The 18,260-nt window shown below is 59.6% G+C and carries 15 protein-coding genes; 11 read left to right on the top strand and 4 right to left on the bottom strand.

Annotated features, from left to right (window positions below):
* Nucleotides 1-8: 8 nt before the first annotated feature.
* On the top strand, nt 9-2,006 hold the full coding sequence (locus tag K7W42_RS23105; protein ID WP_304524141.1) for an ATP-binding protein: 1,998 nt from the start codon (nt 9-11) through the stop codon (nt 2,004-2,006).
* On the opposite strand, the gene K7W42_RS02605 is transcribed toward K7W42_RS23105, so the two are convergent.
* Nucleotides 2,003-2,932, bottom strand: a complete 930-nt coding sequence (locus K7W42_RS02605; RefSeq protein ID WP_224572007.1) for a site-specific integrase — start codon at nt 2,930-2,932, stop codon at nt 2,003-2,005. The two genes, K7W42_RS23105 and K7W42_RS02605, sit on opposite strands and share 4 nt — an antisense overlap.
* A gap of 596 nt (nt 2,933-3,528) precedes the next feature.
* Between K7W42_RS02605 and K7W42_RS02600 the strand changes: the two genes are divergently transcribed.
* On the top strand, nt 3,529-4,092 hold the full coding sequence (locus K7W42_RS02600; RefSeq protein WP_224572006.1) for a hypothetical protein: 564 nt from the start codon (nt 3,529-3,531) through the stop codon (nt 4,090-4,092).
* 416 nt (nt 4,093-4,508) lie between these two features.
* On the opposite strand, the gene K7W42_RS02595 is transcribed toward K7W42_RS02600, so the two are convergent.
* The gene (locus tag K7W42_RS02595; protein ID WP_224572005.1) at nt 4,509-5,129 is read right to left on the bottom strand and encodes a site-specific integrase; all 621 of its coding nucleotides are present in this window, start codon (nt 5,127-5,129) and stop codon (nt 4,509-4,511) included.
* A 1,000-nt stretch (nt 5,130-6,129) separates the two neighbouring features.
* Here K7W42_RS02595 and K7W42_RS02590 point away from each other — a divergent pair.
* Together K7W42_RS02590 and K7W42_RS22850 are read left to right on the top strand one after the other, a co-directional pair.
* The gene (locus K7W42_RS02590) at nt 6,130-6,675 is read left to right on the top strand and encodes a DUF2726 domain-containing protein (protein ID WP_224572004.1); all 546 of its coding nucleotides are present in this window, start codon (nt 6,130-6,132) and stop codon (nt 6,673-6,675) included.
* Nucleotides 6,676-6,837: 162 nt separating this feature from the next.
* Complete coding sequence (locus tag K7W42_RS22850) at nt 6,838-6,969, top strand: hypothetical protein (RefSeq protein ID WP_255638981.1); 132 nt, start codon at nt 6,838-6,840, stop codon at nt 6,967-6,969.
* 65 nt (nt 6,970-7,034) lie between these two features.
* Here K7W42_RS22850 and K7W42_RS23165 read toward each other — a convergent pair whose 3' ends face one another.
* A complete protein-coding gene (locus K7W42_RS23165; protein ID WP_224572003.1) occupies nt 7,035-8,255 on the bottom strand; it encodes an AfsR/SARP family transcriptional regulator in 1,221 nt (406 codons plus the stop codon).
* A complete protein-coding gene (locus tag K7W42_RS02580) occupies nt 8,203-8,949 on the bottom strand; it encodes a tetratricopeptide repeat protein (RefSeq protein WP_224572002.1) in 747 nt (248 codons plus the stop codon). The genes K7W42_RS23165 and K7W42_RS02580 overlap by 53 nt, the downstream gene beginning before the upstream one ends.
* An 806-nt stretch (nt 8,950-9,755) precedes the next feature.
* On the opposite strand from K7W42_RS02580, the gene K7W42_RS23160 reads away from it, so the two are divergent.
* The 7 genes from K7W42_RS23160 (at nt 9,756) to K7W42_RS02545 (ending at nt 18,111) form a co-directional block, all read left to right on the top strand.
* The gene (locus K7W42_RS23160; RefSeq protein WP_224572296.1) at nt 9,756-10,022 is read left to right on the top strand and encodes a DUF3892 domain-containing protein; all 267 of its coding nucleotides are present in this window, start codon (nt 9,756-9,758) and stop codon (nt 10,020-10,022) included.
* A gap of 233 nt (nt 10,023-10,255) precedes the next feature.
* Nucleotides 10,256-12,442 carry a DEAD/DEAH box helicase gene (locus tag K7W42_RS02570; protein ID WP_224572001.1) on the top strand — a complete coding sequence of 729 codons (2,187 nt, stop codon included), beginning with the start codon at nt 10,256-10,258 and terminating at the stop codon, nt 12,440-12,442.
* Between the two features lie 826 nt (nt 12,443-13,268).
* On the top strand, nt 13,269-14,327 hold the full coding sequence (locus tag K7W42_RS02565; RefSeq protein ID WP_224571999.1) for a nucleotidyltransferase domain-containing protein: 1,059 nt from the start codon (nt 13,269-13,271) through the stop codon (nt 14,325-14,327).
* Entirely contained in the window at nt 14,324-16,156 is a 1,833-nt protein-coding gene (locus tag K7W42_RS23155) for a ThiF family adenylyltransferase (protein WP_224571997.1), read from the top strand. The genes K7W42_RS02565 and K7W42_RS23155 overlap by 4 nt, the downstream gene beginning before the upstream one ends.
* On the top strand, nt 16,153-16,671 hold the full coding sequence (locus K7W42_RS02555) for a Mov34/MPN/PAD-1 family protein (RefSeq protein WP_224571995.1): 519 nt from the start codon (nt 16,153-16,155) through the stop codon (nt 16,669-16,671). The genes K7W42_RS23155 and K7W42_RS02555 overlap by 4 nt, the downstream gene beginning before the upstream one ends.
* The gene (locus tag K7W42_RS02550; RefSeq protein WP_224571993.1) at nt 16,643-17,872 is read left to right on the top strand and encodes an SAVED domain-containing protein; all 1,230 of its coding nucleotides are present in this window, start codon (nt 16,643-16,645) and stop codon (nt 17,870-17,872) included. The genes K7W42_RS02555 and K7W42_RS02550 overlap by 29 nt, the downstream gene beginning before the upstream one ends.
* Nucleotides 17,869-18,111, top strand: a complete 243-nt coding sequence (locus tag K7W42_RS02545; protein WP_224571990.1) for a hypothetical protein — start codon at nt 17,869-17,871, stop codon at nt 18,109-18,111. The genes K7W42_RS02550 and K7W42_RS02545 overlap by 4 nt, the downstream gene beginning before the upstream one ends.
* The last annotated feature ends 149 nt before the right edge of the window (nt 18,112-18,260 follow it).

Here is an 18,260-nt window from a genome sequence, read left to right as displayed (position 1 = left end):
AGTGCGGTATGGCGTCTGATTCTGTTCCCTGGCAGCTGTCCTTACTGGGCTCTCCCACATTATCAGGGGGAGGGGGTCAGCTGCGCCTGGACGGCAAACCGGCCGCGTTGCTGACCTTTCTGGCGGCGGAGGGCCCCCAGTCCCGCCGCACCTGCGCCGCGCTGCTGTGGCCGGACGCCCCGCCCGCCACGGCCCGCAACAGTCTGGTGCAGTTGCTGCGGCGGCTGCATCAGGCGGCGGGGCGCGTGCTGGTGTCTGGCCAGCAGATCCTGGCCCTGGCACTTGACCTGACCACCGACCTCCAGGGACCGGTTGCCCCCGGCGAAAGCCTGCTGCTGGCCGATCTGGACAGCGAAATCAGTCCTGCTTTTAGTGACTGGCTATCAGCCCAGCGCGCCGAGCGCGAAGCCGCGCAGGCCCAGGCCAGCCGCGAAGTGACTGAGCGGCTGACTGCCCAGGGTGACCCGGCGACGGCGCTGGCCCTGGCGGCGGCCCGCGTGACCCGCGACCCTCTGGATGAGGATGCCCATCAGCAGCTGATGCGGCTGCACCACCGTAGCGGCGACCGCGCCGCCGCACTTCAGGCGTATCAGCGCCTGCGGGCCATCTTCGCCCTGGAACTGGGTCTGGAGCCATCTGCTGAAACGGCTCGGCTGGCCCGGCTGATCGACACAGAACCTGCCCCCGGCGCCGAGCAGCCTGCCCTGCCCCTCAGTTTTCTGCGCCCTCCCCAGCTGGTGGCCCGCGAGGACGCCTGGGCGCAGATGGAAGCAGGCTGGGCTGCTGGCGTCGGCGTGGCCCTGGTCGGCCATTCTGGCAGCGGCAAATCCCGGCTGGCGCTTGACTTCATCCGTGCCCACCCGGACCACCACCTGCTGCTCTTGCAGGGCCGCCCCGGCGACCAGGACGTGGCGTATGCCACGCATGCCCGCACCTACCGGCAGACGCTGGCGGCCTTTCCCGACCTGGCCGCGACCCTCCCCGCCTGGGTCCGGCAGGAACTGGCCCGCATCATCCCCGAGCTGGGGGACGCGCCGCCTCCCCTCACGTCTGCTGAAGACAAACTGCGCTTCTACGACGCCAAGTACGAGGTGCTGCGGCGGGTGGCTGATCGTGGTCCGGTCGTGCTGCTCTCGGACGACCTGCATTTCATGGATGACGCCTCTATCGAGGCCGGCGCTTACGTCTATTCCAAGTTCTGGGGTGACAGTCGGGCCGCGCTGCGGTCCATGTTCTGCTACCGCGAGGGGGCCCTGAGTCCGGCCACCGCAGCGCTGTCCCGCCAGATGTATGACTCCGGGGCGGTGCGGCCGGTGCAGGTGCAGCCGCTGGCGGATGAAGACACGCTGGCGTTTCTGGCCCAGGTGGGGCTGCCGGCTGTTCCTGGCCTGGCCCGGGAGGTTCAGCGCTTTGCGGCCGGGAATCCCCAGCTGACTCTGGAACTTGTCAAATACTTGCACGAGGCGCAGGATTTCAGTCTGGACGGTGTGAGGCGCGCGGCAGGGCAGACCTTGCCGGCCTTGTTGACGGGGCGCCTTGAGAGGCTTTCCCCAGAGGCGCTGGAAGCGGCGCAGGCAGCGGCGGTGCTGCGCAGTGACTTCTCGCTGGAGCAGGTGGCTGACATGCTGGGCTGGCCTATCCTCCGCCTCCTGAATAGCTGGGAAGAACTGGAGCGGGCCCAGGTGGTGCGCGGCGAGGGTTTCGCTCATGATCTCGTCTATAACGCGGTGCTCAGCGCCACTTCTGTCTCCAGCTGGCAGCGGCTGCACCGGCAGGCGGCTGGCCTGCTGAGCCAGTCGGGCGGCACCCCGGCGCGTGTTGCCCGTCATTGGCAGGAAGGGGCTGAGCCGGGGCAAGCGGCCCCCTGGTGGGTGGAGGCGGCCCACCAGGCTGAAGCGACCCTGCACCCGGCCGAGGCGAATGAGTGTTACGCCAGAGCATCGGCGGCGTATGACGCCGTGGGCGATGCCAGAGCCTCTCTATACAGGAGGAGTGTTGCCCCCTAAGTCGCCTCAGGTGTGTCAGAAAAGTCGGCTGGGTCTGTATCGCTGTCCCTCATATTTTTCTCCGAAAGGCCGAGGCTCTGGGCTACACCTTGAGCCAGAGCCAGTGCGGTCTGAAATCCTGACTGGTCGTCGGCGTAGCCTGCTGATTCAGACGTATGTGGAAAGTCCCGCAGTGAGGCGCGGCGGAGTTCTCGCAGAGGGAAAAGGCGAATCTTAGCGTCCAGGCTGGCCAGATAGGCGGCCTGCCGCAGGGCTGCTGGCGTTTCATAGGGAAATACCCGCGCCTGGGGGTCACTGAACACGCCGCCACTGTGGGCTTGCCAGCGCAGTAGGCTCTGGACGCTGGGGTCATCCAGTCGCGTGATGGTATGGGCTCGGAGGACTTCGCCAGGATTGAGGCGAATAGCCTGCCACTGAAGTTTCAGAAGTTCCTCTAGTCGGAAGGCGTGATGATAGAGCAGGGTCAGGGCCGCGTGCAGGGCGTGTTGCCGGCGGCTGGCTTGAAGAAGGGCTTGAATCTCACCTGCTGGTGGTGGTGGGGAAGAAGTGCGCTCTTGCGGTGGCCGCTGCAGCCCACGGAGGGGGTTGGCGGTCAGGACTCCACGGTCAATCAGGCCCTCGTAAAGCAGATGCAGTGCGCTGATGCGGGCGCGGGCCGTGTTGGGTTTGACTGGCCGGCCACCCTCACCCAGAAGGGCAACGTGATTGACCCAGAGATGAAATGAGGCGGGAGGACGTTGGAAATCGGTGCCTTCCAAACGTGCCGTGGAAAAGAAGGGAAGAAGTCGGGTGTATTGCAGGGCGGCGGCGCGTGGATGGGTAGAAGAAGGCCCGAGCCGTGTCAGGAGAACATCAAGGTCGTAACGCCGTAGGGCGTGAAGTAGCAGGCGCGTATCGTCATAATCTGGACTGGCTTCCGGTGGCATGCATAATATTATGTGATATCAAATTAACTGACTATATTGCGCGCAACGACGCTATCTGTCATCAGAATTGAGTCAGATTGTCAAGAGAGGGTCATCATTCCTGCCCTTGAAATCGAGCTGCGGTACGGTAAGCCATGTGCCGCATGGCATCAGCGGAAGCGAGAGCGCCATTCCAGCGCCAAGCCACCCAGATATTGTGGGCACTGGCGCCCGAGTATCTTCTCACTCTCCTGCCTCCCGGAGCCTTTTTGGATTTGTTACCTCAGCTTCAGCTTCTGAAGCCGCTGATTTGTGAAGCTGTGAAGCATAGCAGGATGACGTGAATCTCCTGCTGTCGGGCGAAGGCTCTCCAGTCTGGCTCTGGGACAATCCCTTTCTGGCGAAGCGGGGCTGGAGCGCGGGTCTCCTGCAACTTAAGCTTATCTGCGTTAATAAATCAGAATGCAATATAATGATCGGAAGCGATAGTGTGGGTCATGCGGCCTCTGGTACCAGCAGTGGCAAGAGTTGCATTCCGGCGTCGAGTTGCTGAGCTGGTGTGGGTGCAGGCACCTGAGCAACTGTTAACACTGCTTAGTACTTATGGCCTCTTGAGTGTGAGTGCACAGATTCAGTTTCTTCGGCTTTTGATTGCAAAAGCCCAGCGGGACGATGTCAATCTTTTGCAACCAGGGATAGATTTTCAATTTTGGCTTGTAAAAGCCCTATTTATAACGAAAAATGGGAATGGAAGGGTATCGCAGAACACTGCACGTTGGCGTTTACAGATAATGACTGGACTATATACTTCTCTTCAAGAGCTGGGTATAATTGAGGACCATCCTCTGTTGGGAATGGGTCCAATTCCTTATGTGGAATTACCTCCGCGTGACCCTCCACTCTTGCCGCGTGTAGATCTAGCGCGTGTGTTTCTTACTCTCCAGTCACCTTTGATGCGTGTTGTCTTTTTGCTTGCATATGAACATCAATGGCGAGCTCCGATGGTATGGGATTTAAAGTGGAAAGATGTTGATTTGATAAAGGCTCAAGTGAGAGGGCAATACGTTAGTGATAGATTATTGCTTGCTCTTCAGGCTATTGCGCCTGATGGACTTCCTCTTTTTCGAAAAGGTGTAGACTCGCAGCCTGTTATCTTGTTTATAACTACGACAGATTTTTAAGATGAGATGAGAAATATAACTCATAGTCTTGGTTGTGGACATTTGACATTTATTTCATTGATAAATGCAGGGAAACGTGATTGTAACTGGGGTGTCTACGATTCTTGGCGTCCTGTAAGTGTATTATGGGACCGGGGTGTGGTGAGGCGTCACATCATTTGGTCACCTCAAGATGCAGAGTGGCTTTGGTGGGATAATAAGCAGTGTCAGTGGAGCATTTTTTAATTGCATTTCATGTTGTTTTAGTATCGGGATGTTCTTTACATGGAGGTGTTTATATCTTACTTAAGGCATTAACGATGGAAATTTGTATTAAGAATCTAATTTTAGAATATGCAAATTTTATTTTAGGAGATGTTTAAGAGCAGTCTTCAGATAGATGTATTTTTTTCACTTGGACCTCTGGTCTCATAAAGTTAGTTTTTCGGGGTTAGACCCTCTGCAACGGCTCTGGCTAGTTGGGTCGCACGCTCAAGTTGTCGCTGTCCATCCTCTGGTGCGTAGCCAGCGGTCTCTGGTGTGTGTGGGTGGTCACGTAGACTGGCTCGGCGCAGATCGCCCGGGCTGCTATAGGGCACGTTGGCTCCTCGGCAGGCCCGCATGAGTTCAGCCCGCAATGCTACTTCCGTTCCCCATGGAAAGAGGCGCCGGCGGGTGTCAATGCCCTGAAGGCCCAGGCTTTCATCGGTGAGGAGGCCCCCTGCCTGAATCACCAGCGGCATCAGGGCGTCTTTGGCCTGCTGTGACAGAGGACCACGGCCGGCTGCTCGGGCCACCTCATATGCAGTGAGATTGAGGTGATCCCAGGTCAGGGTGAGGAGTTCGGTGACTTTGAAGGCGTGTTCGTCAATGAGGACGAGGGCTGCGTGGAGTGGGGCTAGGTCGTCTTGTTGGCGCGTGTACGTGTGGAGTCGTTCGACTTGGTGGCGTGGGGTGGCAGGGAGGTCAGCGAACTCTTTGGGAGGCCGCTGAATGCTTTGCATGGGGTGGGCGGCAATTACCCCTACAGACAGGAGATAGGTGTAGAGGGCGCTCATGGCACCTAGGCGGGCCCGAACGGTATTGGGGCGGGCCATGGTGCCGTTGCGGTTGGCAGCGGCCACACGGTTGAGGAGCTCGGTGAGATCAGTTGAGGCCAAGTGTAACGGGACCTCAGTTGCTTGAGCCTCGGTGAAAAAAGGTGACAGTAAACGGAGCAGATGGTCTGTGCGAATGCGGATGTGATCTTTGACGAGTGGGAAGATCTGGTCGATGTCGGCAGCGAGGAGGGCTTTTTGGAGACGTTCAGTGTCCGGTGACATAGCTTAACTATAGTAGATTCGGGAATCTTTTATGGATGAATGATAGCTTCCACTCCCTCTCTTGTCTGCCTTCGCTTATGCTTCTGCCTGTGTTTCAAGACGATTGGGCTCACTACTCCTATTGAGCAACTTACTGTTGAGATTATTTCAAGAGCCCGTATTGACCACTACTGAACTATCTGACTTATACACGGCAGTGATGTCTTAGAGGGGCTTAGCCTTGGCTTATGCCGAGGCGTGAGGGAGGAAGGGGGTAGAGGTGGTGGTGTTACTCTAAAAAAGATTCCCGAATCTATTGATTATTAGACCTCTGCGCTTTGCTAGAGATCGCCTCTCTGCTGCGCCTGGAATAGCGCGCCTTTAACTCCCATAAGCGGACCCTCCTGCGCGACGACGTGGTCACGCCACTCACTGGCCAGGCCGCCACTGTCCTAGAGCGGCTGCGCTGCTGCACCATCTCTATCCCGACACGCTGGCCAACACCTAGAGCAAACGGATGTTCCCCTATAGCACGCTCGATGCCCTGCGGCTGCGGGTGCTTCAGACCTGCACTACGGCGAACCTGAAGTTCATTCCACTGGAGCTGATTGAAGCACCCAGCGTGACCACGCCCGGAGTGCCGCCCATCTGGGTTACCGCGTTGAAGACCATTACAACAAGGTCGTCGCCCTGGCCCAAGAGGTGAGCAACCACAGCCAGTGACTGGCCTGAACCAGGACCGCGCTACCCTGGCCAGGTGTCCATCGTGCTTTTGATTTCTGCCGTCCTGATCGTGGCTGTGGTGGTAGGTTGGCTCTCGACGCTCAACCAGCCCACAGGCCGGGGCCGCATCGTCCCCACCACCCTCCCCGTTCAGGCCAAACGGTATTTCTTCGCCCGCAGCGAGCGGGCCCTCTACGACCTGTTGATCCAAGCGCTGGCTGGCAGCTCGTATCAAGTCTTCCCCAATGTGCGGCTGAACGATTTGTTCTTGATCAAAGAAAAGGGTACGGCCTATCAAGCAACGCTGGGGCGCCTGCGTGACAAGCACGTGGATTTCGTAATTGTGGACGCCCGGCAAGACTTCCGGCCCGTCGTGGCCATTGAACTGGACGGGGCCAGCCATGAGGCGGCCGCCCAGCAGTACCGCGATCAGGTCAAAGACGTGATTTTCCGCAGCGGTGGCTTGCCGCTCCTGCGCCTCAAAACCACGGATACCCAGTCCGTCGCCAGTTTGAAAGTACTCTTGGCACCGTATCTAGAAGGGAACTCACTGAAAAAAGTTCCGTCCAGGCCGCGCTGAATCCAGACGCCTTCGGTCGCATCTTGCCTGGAACATCCGCTAGAATAGACAGGTCCCAGCGATGGGACGGGGTGCATGACAACGGGGGACAGAGGCGCAATACGGGATATGCGAACACGCACCCGATTGCAACTCGGGTGCGTGAAAAGGAGGTGCTTCCTTATGGCTAAACATCGTAAGGATACACCGAAGCGCCCGCAAAAGCCAGAGAAGTGGGGTGAAGTGGCCGTGCTCATTGCGGCTCTCGGCACCTTCCTCACTGGCCTCGCGGCACTTCTCAACGCCCTGAAATAAGCCTCTCGCCCCCGGTGTGCACCCTTCACCCGCTCCGGCACCACCGCTGGAGCGGGTTTCGTGTCTCAGTTCAAACTCGTCGGCTCCCGCTGCAGCGCGAGGAGCGCCGGCGGCAACTCCCCCATCTCCGCCTCAAACCGCCGCCTCAATCGCGCCACCGCCGCTTGCCGAGCCGGATGTTCCCCCAACTCGTGAACCGCACGAATCATGAACGCGTTCACTGACTCATCGAACGGGTCCACTTCCAGCAGCCGGCCCGCCAGCGTCACGCACTTCTCGTACTGCTGCGTCCTCGACCAATCCTCCATCAACTCCAGTCCCACTTGAATCAGCTTCCACGCCATATCTTCGCGTTCTCCCTGGACCCATTCCCCCTCTGCTCTCGGAAGGAACGGCCCCGCATACAGATCAAGGGCTCGGTGCACCCCCACCTCTGTCCGCTCCGCCAAGGCTACCGCCATCATCTGAACATCCCATGTCAGCTGCACCCCATCCCCCTTCACCTCATACGTGCGCTTCGGGGAAGCAGAGATAGTCAGACCTTGAATTTTCTCTGCCAGGTCGTACCGCACCTGATGGAAATAGTTGCGCGACCGCTTTGGATCCTGATCGAACAGCGCTGTGATCACGTCCTCCGCCGACGCCCGGGGACGCCGCAGCAGAAACGTCAGAATCTCCATCCCTCGCGTGTAGTCCAGCGCGACCGGCTGCCCATCCACCAGAATGACGGACGTCCCGAGGGTCTGAAGATGAACTCGCATCGGTCGCACCTGAGCCTGGCGAAGATCAGCCTGCAAGGCGGTAGCGTAATGGTCCACTGGTAAGTCCTCAAGCAGTGCCAGGAGCCTCGGCAACGAGCGCAGCTCCGGCACGAGCGACGCGCCACTGTGCATCGCATGCCGCGCGTCCACCGCGCGGCTCAGCGCCTGCTCTGCAGCCTGAGGTTGCGCCAACGCGAGCGACGCCTCCGCCGCCTGCAGCCAGGTCCACGCGGCTTCGCGCATTCGCCCACCCACCTCAAACGTGGTCCCGAGCGTGGCCAGCTCAGCCGCTACGTCCGACGTCCCCTGACCCGCTTGAATGGCCAGAGCCGCCGTTCGCAGGTCGCGGAGATGCTCAACATGCGGGTTGACGCCCAACAGCCGCAGGCCGGCCAAGTGTTGTCGAGCTGTCTGCAGCTCACCTTTCGCCGTGTGCACGGTGACCAATGCCAGGTGGACGTACGCCTCAAGCTCACGGTCTCCAGAGGCCTGTGCCCATTGAAGCGCCTGCACCTGGACGTCCACAGCCTCTTGCAGAGCACCTGTTGACCAGGCCAGGAGGCCGGCGGTATAGCGCACAATGGCCCCTGCTGTGGGTAAGGCCCCCAAGAGCGAGCGGTTCAGCCTCGTCCAAGTCGGCCTTGGCCTCTCTAACCCGCCCCAGATAGATTCGCCTTAAGGCCCGGGCGGCGAGGACGTACACGCGGCGGGCTGGAGAGGACGCGGCCAGCGCGTGGGCCAGAAACACTTCAGCCTGCTGGTCCAGACCCCGAACGCTGTACATGAACGCGAGCGTCTGCGCCACTGTGCCCTTGAGCGCACCCCCTTCCGGTGAAGCCAGCACGGCTGCCCAGGCGTGTTCCAGCGCGTGCGTCGCGGCGGACAGCTGCCCTTCGACGTAGCGCAGCGCACCGATCTCGCGCCAATACAAGGCGAGATTGAGCGCATCCAAGTTAGCCGGGTCTACTCGCTCCAGCGCCGCCCAGGCCAGCGGATACTCGTGGGTCATCCGGTAGACCGTGGCCAGGCCAACTCCAGCGCCAGGGTAGGCGTCCCGCGCTTGGAGGAACAGGTCCTTGGCCAGGGGATTCTGGTCGAGATTCAGGGCGCACGAGCCGGCCCACCGTTGGTCCGCCGCCGTGGGCTGGTGAAGGGCGTTGAATTGCGCTAGGCCCTGGGCGTAGTTACCGCTGAGAAAGGCGTTGAGGATGCTGTTCACGGGTCCTCCAGAGATTAGCGTCCAGTGTACCCAATACAGACGCCGTTTTGACCGGTATTAGAGGAATACGCAGGCTTTCTACCTTGCCTCCCACAACGGAGGCACAAATGAAGCTCAAGCCTTTCCTGGCCGGTGTTCTCACCGTCTTGGTCACTCTTTCTACGGTCGCCCACGCGGACCCCATCGGGTACATCGGCCCGAATGCCGCTCCACCTGTAGCCCCGAGCACTGGAAAGTAGGACAAGCTGAGAACGCGGTTCTCACTCTCGCGAACGGTCAGACATCAGCGGTTACCTCTCTACAACTTTTCTTGTCATTCAATACCAAAAGTTCAGGCTTGAAAAGTATCTCATTACCTAAACTGACCTAAGTAAATATCTTTTCAAATGATTCTCTATTCCTGTTGCAGAAAGGATGGCATGACATCGCAACACATCGTTGACCTCATCATTCAAGCTATCAGGACAAAGACGCCTATTGAGGCCACATATGGCGGTCATCATCGTGTCCTCTGCCCACATACCATTGGGTACAAGAACGGTGTATTGAATATGCTCGCGTATCAGTCGGGAGGCGAGAGCAGCCGTGGCTCAGTCCAGCTTGGCTCAGGACACTCGCACAACTGGCGCTGCATGCAGGTGGCCAAACTTCACGGTGTCTCCGCAGCGAGTGGCGACTGGAGTACCGCTGACAACCACTCAAGACCTAATCAGTGCGTCAATCAGGTTCTAGCTGAAGTGACAATCTAACGGTAAGAAACTCAAACAGGAGTCTGCATGGCACCAGGTCGACGGCGCGTTACCTGAATTCAAAAAACGAATCGTAGGAATGCCCATGAGCGCATTCAAGCCATTGAAGGGTCTACAGGTGCGGTAGGGGGTGGTCCATGGCAGCTTTCAAGTCAAGCTGCTATTGCCGGGATCGAGAATGGCGCCTACACCTTTCATGTGTACGCTGGGGGTCACGAAGTTGATGTGATTATTGCCACCAGGAATAACGTCAAGTATTTGAAGACGAAAAATGATGGAGAACAACCTGACAACCTCTTGAGTTTGCCAGAATGCTCAGCGTAATTAGGAATTACTTGAGCAGATAAAGCAATTTACAATGTATCCATTATCACTTCTGCTTTAGACATACGACGGAGATCTCTAAGAGCGTGGCTACCGAAAAGCATTTCTGAAAGAATATACGAATGTTCTAGTTAATGGGGTATATAGATTCTGCATGTACGAAGTCTCATCTGGTAGACACTCTCCTTTGCCCAGAGGATGCCTCTGGGCACTCGCCTCTTTCACGTTACACAATGGCTGAATTTCTCCAGACGGAAGCCTTCAAGTTCGCCGGCGAACAGGGCGAACAACGGGTCTTCGAGGCCGTCAAAGTCGCCTTCCAAGACCGCGAGGCCTTCGGCTGGTGGCGCTACCCGCTGGTCAGCGACACCACCGTCCGTGAGCCGGACATCTTGATGATTGATCCGGAATTGGGCGTGATCGTTATTGAGGTCAAAAGCCTCCCGCTGGCTGACCTCGCGGGGGTTAGCGGCTACCGCTGGCGCCTCCAGCGGCCTTACTTTGGCAAGACCGAGATCAATCCCTACGAGCAGGTCAAAGCCCAGCTGCAAGTGATCATGCGCACGCTGCGCGGCCGTCCGGGCCTCGATCGTGTGCCGGGACGGGTGATTGTCGCTACGCCGCTGATCACCCGCGACGAATGGGACGACGCGCCGTTCAACACCCTGATCGGCGACACGCCCCTGCTACACGGCGATCAGCTCACGCCCGCCCGCCTGATGAAAGCCCTGGACCGCACACCCCTCGTCGCGCAGGGCCAGCCGCTCAACGACGCGCAGTGGCTGGCCCTGCAGCGCGCGTTCAGTACGAGTGGCAATATCCCGAAGCCAAAGGAAGAGCCGGTCGTGGCCGCACCCCAGAGCCGCTCAGCGCTCGTGCAGGCAGTGCGCGCGGCCGAGCGGCCCCTAGACTTGCAGCAGGAACGAATTGCCAAGACCGTGCCTCCAGGTCCGCAGCGCATCCGTGGCCTGGCGGGGAGTGGCAAGACCGTCCTCCTGGCGCAGAAGGCCGCGAACATGCACCTCAAGCATCCTGACTGGGATATCGCGCTCGTGTTTTTCAGCCGATCACTTTATGACCAGATTACCGGGCAGGTCGATCACTGGCTGCGGCTGCATTCAGGCGGGGACACTCGGCTTGCGGACGCCAAGCACAAGCTGCGCATTCTGCATGCTTGGGGCTCCCGGGATCAACCCGGCTTCTACCGGGTGCTGGCCGATCATGCGGGTATTCGGCCCCTCACGGTCACGGAGACGCCGTATGGGTACCAGGCGGCCAAGAACCTCATCTACTGCGCGCACGACCTGCTGCATAAAACTGAGGAGGGGCAGGCGAATCTAGAGTTCTTCGACGCCATCCTAATTGATGAGGGCCAGGACCTCGTGACGGAAGCGCCGGAACTGCGCTATGCCGAGCGGCAGGCCTTCTACTGGCTGGCACATCGCGCTCTGCGGCCTGTCGCGGCGGAACCCACGCTCTTCGAGCTGGCGTCTCCGGCACCCGCCTTGAAGCGCCTGATCTGGGCGTACGACGAGGCGCAGAGCCTAGACAGCTTAATGATTCCAAACACGAGGACGCTGTTTGGGGATTCCTGGCAGGACGTATTCGGGTCGGGTGCGGCGTACAAGGGCGGCATCGGGAAGTCCGAAGTGATGCGCGTGTCGTACCGCACACCGGGGCCGATCCTAGTGGCGGCGCACGCGCTGGGGATGGGCCTGCTGCGCGCGGGCGGCATGCTGTCTGGCCCGACGCGCAAGGAGGACTGGGACCGCCTGGGGTACGAGGTGCAGGGTCGGTTTAACAGCAAAGAACCCGTGACCCTGCACCGCCCGGCGGCGAACAGTCCGCATCCTCTGCATATGCTGACGGGGGAGCCCCTGGTGACCTTCGAAAGCCATCTGGACCGCGAGGCGGAAGTGGCGGCGCTGGTGCGCCACATTCAGCGGGACCTGCACGAAGGGCTGATCCACTCGCGTCAGATCCTCGTGATCACTGTGGGCCGCTGGGCTGTGGATGTACAGGGCGCCGCCGCAGGGGCACTCCGTCGGGCAGACATCCCGTATTACGTGCCGGCCGCGAGTGGCGTGAACCAGCAGGGCGACAATAAGGAGCCCAATCGCTTCTGGCATGACGGGGCCGTCACGGTGACCACGGTACACCGCGCGAAGGGCAACGAGGCGGATGCGGTGTACGTGCTGGGGCTAGATCAGGTGGGGCTCGACGAACAAGACCTCGCGGTACGGAATCAACTGTTCACCGCGATGAGCCGCAGTCGAGGATGGCTACACCTCTCGGGCGCGGGCATGGCCGGCACGCCGTTTGAGCAGGAGGTCCAAGCCGTTCTGATGTCTGGGGATACGTTGCGCTTTGTGCCTCACGTGCCGCGGCGGCGCATGGACGATGAGGACCTGTATGCCTGACCTTCCTCCAATGTGGCGTGAAGAACTGCACCAGATCTTGGCCCTTCCAGTTGAACGACACAAAGATGAACGAATCCGAGGCATGCGCCGAACGCACCGCCGCGCTTACTGTCCTTGGTCGCCCGCCGAGGAGGATCTGGTGGCGTTGAGCAGACATGGGTGGACTAGTGACGCCCTAGCCCACCTTTTGCAGCGACAGCATGGCGCCCTTACATCCAGAATCAAAAAGCTAGCGGAGGAGGGGCTGTTACCTGCTCTGTCTGCCCTGTCCGCATCTCAGGTCAGCGCCCCTCAATTACAGCAAGAGTTGAGTCTTTGGCTAGAACAAGTTGAACGTGGAATTTCAGTCGACATTGTCGAGGGTGACGTAGTGGTAGCACGCCTTATCCCGCCACACAGGGAAAATCACGTTTAATATTTCAATATGGCGCTGTCACCATCAATCAACAGTGATCAGATCAAGGAAAAGCGAGTCCTCTGCTGATTCATTCGAGACTCAAGGTGCTGTGTCTACTCTACACAGTGCCGGCAGGACCTAAAAGGCATTGAGATTCAGCTGGAAATGTTTGGGTATGTCAATTCTTGAGGCATTCAGATGAAAGGCTCCTGCTCTGTTTCGCGCGTGCTAGCACCTCGCTGATGAGACTTGAACACCTAAATCCATCTCTGCTAGAGCATGAATTTTAGACAGGAATTACGCTTCTGACAGATTATGTTGCTAAGCTAATGTGAGATTCCTCATAACCGCATGACTGCCCCGCTTTTACGGCCCCCATGTCCTTACCCCAGAACCCACCCTCAACTCAGTCCTAGGAAGGAGACCACCATGGCCGACATTCAGCGACAATTCGAAACATTCATCAACACCATCAAACTCAGTGGTGAGGAAGAGACACTCCGCCAGAAGCGGACGGCCATCGTCAACGCCCTGCGCACCGGCCTTGAACGCGATTTCAAAGCGCGTGGGGAGGCCGTGCCCACATTTACACACTTTAACCAGGGCAGCTACAGCCTAAAGACCGGCATCAAACCTGAAGGCAGCAGCAATGACTACGACATCGATGTCGGTATCGTCTTCGCTGAAAATCCCAGTGACCACACTGATGACCCAGTCAAACTGAAGCGGTGGGTGCGCGATGCATTAGATGGCCATACAAAGGACATCCGCATCAAATCGCCCTGCGTAACCGTCAAGTACCAAGCTGGATACCACGTTGATCTCGCCATCTACGCTCATCCTGACAAAAAGACCAGCGGTGAACTGCCGCTGTCCTGGGGCAAAGAACATGGGGCGGTGCAGGAGTGGCAAGATAACCACCCCAGTGAACTTGCTCAACGCATCAAGCAAACCTTCCCTGACAAAGAGCAGCGTCGGCAATTTCGGCGCGTATTGCGCGCACTCAAACGCTGGCGGGATCGCAAGTATAAGAGCGCTACCAGCCATGCCGCACCTGTAGGCGTCGGCCTCACAGTGGCTGGCCTGACTTGGTTCCGCCCGCAGATCGACACTTTCAATCAGACGGCAGATGACCGACTCGCTACGGAACAGTTTGTCCGTCAGTTGCTCGCCAATTTCAGAGGTGGTGTGTGGAGTTCGAAAGACCAGGCGTCCGGCCGCCGCCTCGTAGTGACGCTCCCATTCACGCCCTACAAGGATGTCTTCGAGCGCATTAACAACGGCAACATGGGCAAGCTCGAAGATTTTCTCAAGGCCCTTCTGACTGATCTGGAAACCGCCGGCTCCGTCACGTCCAAGAAGGACGCATGCGCCGCTATGCGCCGTCAGTTCGGACCCGATTTTCCCGAGGCGGATGATGGGGACGGCACCACCGAAGGGTCCAAGAAGCACCCACCAGTGATGGTGCCCTCCCACACCTTCGGGTGACCGTACCTCCACCCACTGCTGAGACACTGGCCACCCTCAACGAGTTTGCCGCCAGCGGCGCCTTACAGGGTGCCCAGGTCAAACGCGCTACCCGCCACCTGACCTGGGCGACGAACCACGACATCGTCGCTTACACCGAAGGGCAACTGACCATTCTGGGCTGGGGAGTACATATGCGGGTGGGTGTCACTTCGGCCTTCCCGCACGATCTACCATTTGTGCAGGTGGCAGCCACTGAAGACGATCTCGATGGCCAGGTCACCGGGCACCTAGAAAGCGATGGGAACGTGTGCTTCACCGCGTCACGCGATGTCCTGTTCGACCCCCAACGCCCCGTGGACCTCCTAACTGCTTGCCTTAGCCTCGCCACTGCCACTCTCAGTGAGGCGCGGACAGTCCCTGACAACAGCGGCATCCTAGACGAGTTCGCCAGTCATTGGATTCACGCTCTCCCAGCCAGGCAGCAGGTGCCTTTCCTTCAAATGTACTTCACGCCCGACGGCTGCCTGAGAACCGTGCACGCCTGGCGGAAGGCTGATCGCCGCACCGCGCAGCAACTCACAAAGCGGGCGTCAAAAGCGCCAGCTCCCGCTAGCCAGTTAGACATCATTGCGGTCGCCGATGACCCTGCCGCAGCCCGGCAGTTCGATCAACTCACCCCGGATCGGTTGGTACCGCCTACGGCCACAGCGCTCTACATCCCCCTCCAGGCTGGTCCGTCCCTGCTGCCCCCTGCGCCCGGGCATCCCTGGACAGCGGCCGGGCTGCGGGATGTGGTGAGGCAGCACCTCCAACCAGACACCCTGATTGCACTGGACTCGCTACTGGTGGAGCGGCAGTCTCCACAGGATCTGATCATCCTGGGTATTCCCCGACCGACAGGCACTGGGCCTGGACGGTACGCTGCCGTGGCCGTGCGCCTGAGCGGCATGCGTGCTGGGCACGCCCTCCTGCCTGCCTCGACGCTGACCCACGCCCGCCTGACCATGCAGTCCGTGCGGCGCCTTGACCGGGCATATGTGATGCAGCGGGGTGGGAGCAATGACCAGCTCAGCAACCGACGCGTACTGCTGCTCGGGAGCGGCGCGCTGGGCGGGCACCTCGCGTTCATGCTGGCGGCCGCTGGAATCGGCGCGCTGACCCTGGTTGACCTGGACACCTTCACCCTGGACAACACGTTCCGGCACGCGTTGGGACGGCGCTTCGTGGGGAAGGCGAAGGTGGAGGCGATGGCGCTGGCCCTGCGGGAGCGCTACCCATATTTGCAGGTGACGCCCGTGCAGGGGCGGACAACGCAGGTCGTCGGGCGTGACTTCCACTTCGGCGACTTCGACCTGATTGTCGACGCGACCGGGAGTGCCACCCATCACCTCAGCCTCGCCGACCTCCTGAGGGCCGGGCCGCATCCCCCTGTGCTGCTCTCCTGGCTGGACGCGCTGGGTCTCGGGGGGCATACCGCGACGGTGTACGCCGATCAACCTAGCTGCCCCCGATGCTTGTACAGCGACCCGGCCGCGCCTATGTGGAATGCCGGATCGTTCATCGCGCCGGGACAGGATGTCGGTCAGGATGCACTGGGCTGCGGCACGGCCTTTACACCCTTTACGGATCTGGACGCCATCCGGACGGCTGAGTTTACTGCGCGTCAGGCGGTGGCCATCCTCACCGGACCGGAGAAGCTGTCTTTACTGCGCTCTTGGAAGGGCGACCGCGTCGCTCTCAGCGCGGCCCATGTAACACTCAGCGCACGGGCAGCAAGGAAGCGGCGGCACCTGAATGCCGGCGAGGGATTCGCTCAGGTCACCTGCCCGATCTGTGGAGACGCATGAATCTGGAATTGCCCTTACCGACGGGCGGCACCCTCACGGTCACAGTGGCCGTCCTGAACACGCTGTGGGCCTTCGTGCAGCATCAGCCGGACGCCACAGAGGCCGGCGGCATGCTGATCGGCCACCACCCTGAGGCAACGCCAGGCATCATCCTCGACCGGCACACTACGCCACAACAGGAAGACCAGCGCAGCCGCTACCGTTACCACCGGGATCAAGCGGCGCATCAGGTGCTCCTGAGTATGCAGTGGAGCCTGAGTGGCCACACGCGCACGTACGTCGGAGAGTGGCACACGCACCCGGAGGCTGTACCGACCCCGTCCAAGTTGGACCGGCGTAGCTGGAAGGCGGCGCTTCGGGAGACCGACTTTCGCGGGCCGGGGCTGGTGTTCATCATCATCGGCACCCGACGCACGCGTGTGTGGTTCGGGCAGAAGGGTCAGACAACGTTCCCTTTGTTGGTTGAGATGCCCACAGGAGGCCAGCATGGCACCCAAGAAGAAACAAGCAGTTGATCAACCCGTCACGCCCGCCGTCACGGAAGTTCTGGAACAGAAGAAAACGGGGAGGCGTACTCCATTACCACCAAAGGTGCAGAACGAGGTGTGGGGTCGGGCAGCAGGCCGCTGCCAATTCGGCGGCTGCAATAAGTCCTTGTTCAATGACGATCTGACGGGTCAACGACACAACGGGGCCACCATTGCGCACATTGTCGCGGCCGCCGCAAACGGCCCTCGCGGTGACGCCGTCCGGTCGCCTCTTCTGATCAAGGATCCTGCAAACCTTATGCTCACCTGCAAGGCGCATGGCAGCTTGATTGATAACCACGACTATGTCGACCAATACACCGAAGCGGTCCTGCAGGAATACAAGCAGGCGCATGAGAAGCGCGTCCGTGATGCGACTGCCGCTCTTGATGATCAGAAGACGGCTCTGATGGTCGTCCAAGGGCGTATCGCTGGGAAGGAGAGCCACATTGACCTCAACGAGATCCGCAAGGCCATTCAGCCGCGGTGGCCCGGCAGTGACGATGGCGTGACAGTCGATCTCAATCACCTGACGTTGGGAGAAGACTGGGATGCCTATTGGCAAGAGGCCAGTGCCAGCATCAATGAAGGCGTCAAGGACATCACCAGAAAGGTTCGGCAAAGCTCGGCGCATGTTTCTGTGTTCGCCCTGGCACCTATCCCCCTGCTGACCCTCCTGGGCTTCAAGTTAGGGAGCCGCTTACCGGCTGACCTATTTCAAAAGCACCGAAAAAAGCCAAATAACCCCTGGTGTTGGGATGACGGAGAGCCTGGTATCGCCGACGAGTTCAACCTGTTTAAGCCTGAGGAGGTAGATGTCACCCTGACCGATGTGGCCCTGGTGGTTTCCGTGTCGCGGCAAGTCAACTCCGACTTGGTAACAAGGAGCCTTGGTATCCCACACGCTCGCTTTGAGATTCAAGCCCGGTCAACAGGAACTGACTTCCTGAAGTATCGGAGCCAGCTCGAATTGTTCGCAACGGAATACCGCTACATTCTGAAGTTGATGGGCGAGCAATTCCCGAACGTCGAACGAATCCATCTGTTTCAAGCGTCGCCGGCACCACTCGCAATTGAGGCAGGACGGAATCTCATTGAGAAGGCTGATGCTGAACTGGTCGTCTATGAACTCAACGGCACCAAGTACTATCCGGCCCTACGACTGAACGGCGGGCGGCGGTCCAAATGAATGCTCCGCAGAGGTTTGCCCTGATCCGTCAAGCGGATGCGACGGGCGTCAGCGGGACGGGCCACGTCTTGGATGGCGTGATCTTTCACACAGGGCAAGTCGTGGTGTGCTGGCGCTCAGCCTTCGGCAGTATCACCATCTTTGAGAACTGGGAGGCATTCATCGGCGTGCATCTGCAAGCTCATCCTGAAAACCGTGCCTCACTCGTATTTCTAGACGACGAATCAAAAGAGGTGTGACGCTGTAAAGAACGGCAGCTCTCCGAGCCTGAGTAGACTTGTCACTCTGAGCACGACCAGGCCCATGTCCTATGCCCCCGAACAGCCCACTGGGCACGGGTACGGAGAATCCAGAGCATACCGTCCAACACGGCTCGGTCTGAATGTCG

The sequence above is a fragment of the Deinococcus betulae genome (genome assembly GCF_020166395.1).
GTDB lineage: Bacteria > Deinococcota > Deinococci > Deinococcales > Deinococcaceae > Deinococcus > Deinococcus betulae.
The sequence above is the reverse complement of the archived record's forward strand: the minus strand, read 5'-3'. Positions and strand labels throughout refer to the sequence as shown.

Bases quoted from the DNA above. Each gene is read 5' to 3' on its own strand.
- K7W42_RS02595 (WP_224572005.1), bottom strand. From the start codon at position 5,129: ATGAGCGCCCTCTACACCTATCTCCTGTCTGTAGGGGTAATTGCCGCC.
- K7W42_RS02605 (WP_224572007.1), bottom strand. From the start codon at position 2,932: ATGCCACCGGAAGCCAGTCCAGATTATGACGATACGCGCCTGCTACTT.
- K7W42_RS02555 (WP_224571995.1), top strand. From the start codon at position 16,153: ATGAATCTGGAATTGCCCTTACCGACGGGCGGCACCCTCACGGTCACA.
- K7W42_RS02545 (WP_224571990.1), top strand. From the start codon at position 17,869: ATGAATGCTCCGCAGAGGTTTGCCCTGATCCGTCAAGCGGATGCGACG.
- K7W42_RS02570 (WP_224572001.1), top strand. From the start codon at position 10,256: ATGGCTGAATTTCTCCAGACGGAAGCCTTCAAGTTCGCCGGCGAACAG.
- K7W42_RS22850 (WP_255638981.1), top strand. From the start codon at position 6,838: ATGGCTAAACATCGTAAGGATACACCGAAGCGCCCGCAAAAGCCAGAG.
- K7W42_RS02550 (WP_224571993.1), top strand. From the start codon at position 16,643: ATGGCACCCAAGAAGAAACAAGCAGTTGATCAACCCGTCACGCCCGCC.
- K7W42_RS23105 (WP_304524141.1), top strand. From the start codon at position 9: ATGGCGTCTGATTCTGTTCCCTGGCAGCTGTCCTTACTGGGCTCTCCC.
- K7W42_RS02565 (WP_224571999.1), top strand. From the start codon at position 13,269: ATGGCCGACATTCAGCGACAATTCGAAACATTCATCAACACCATCAAA.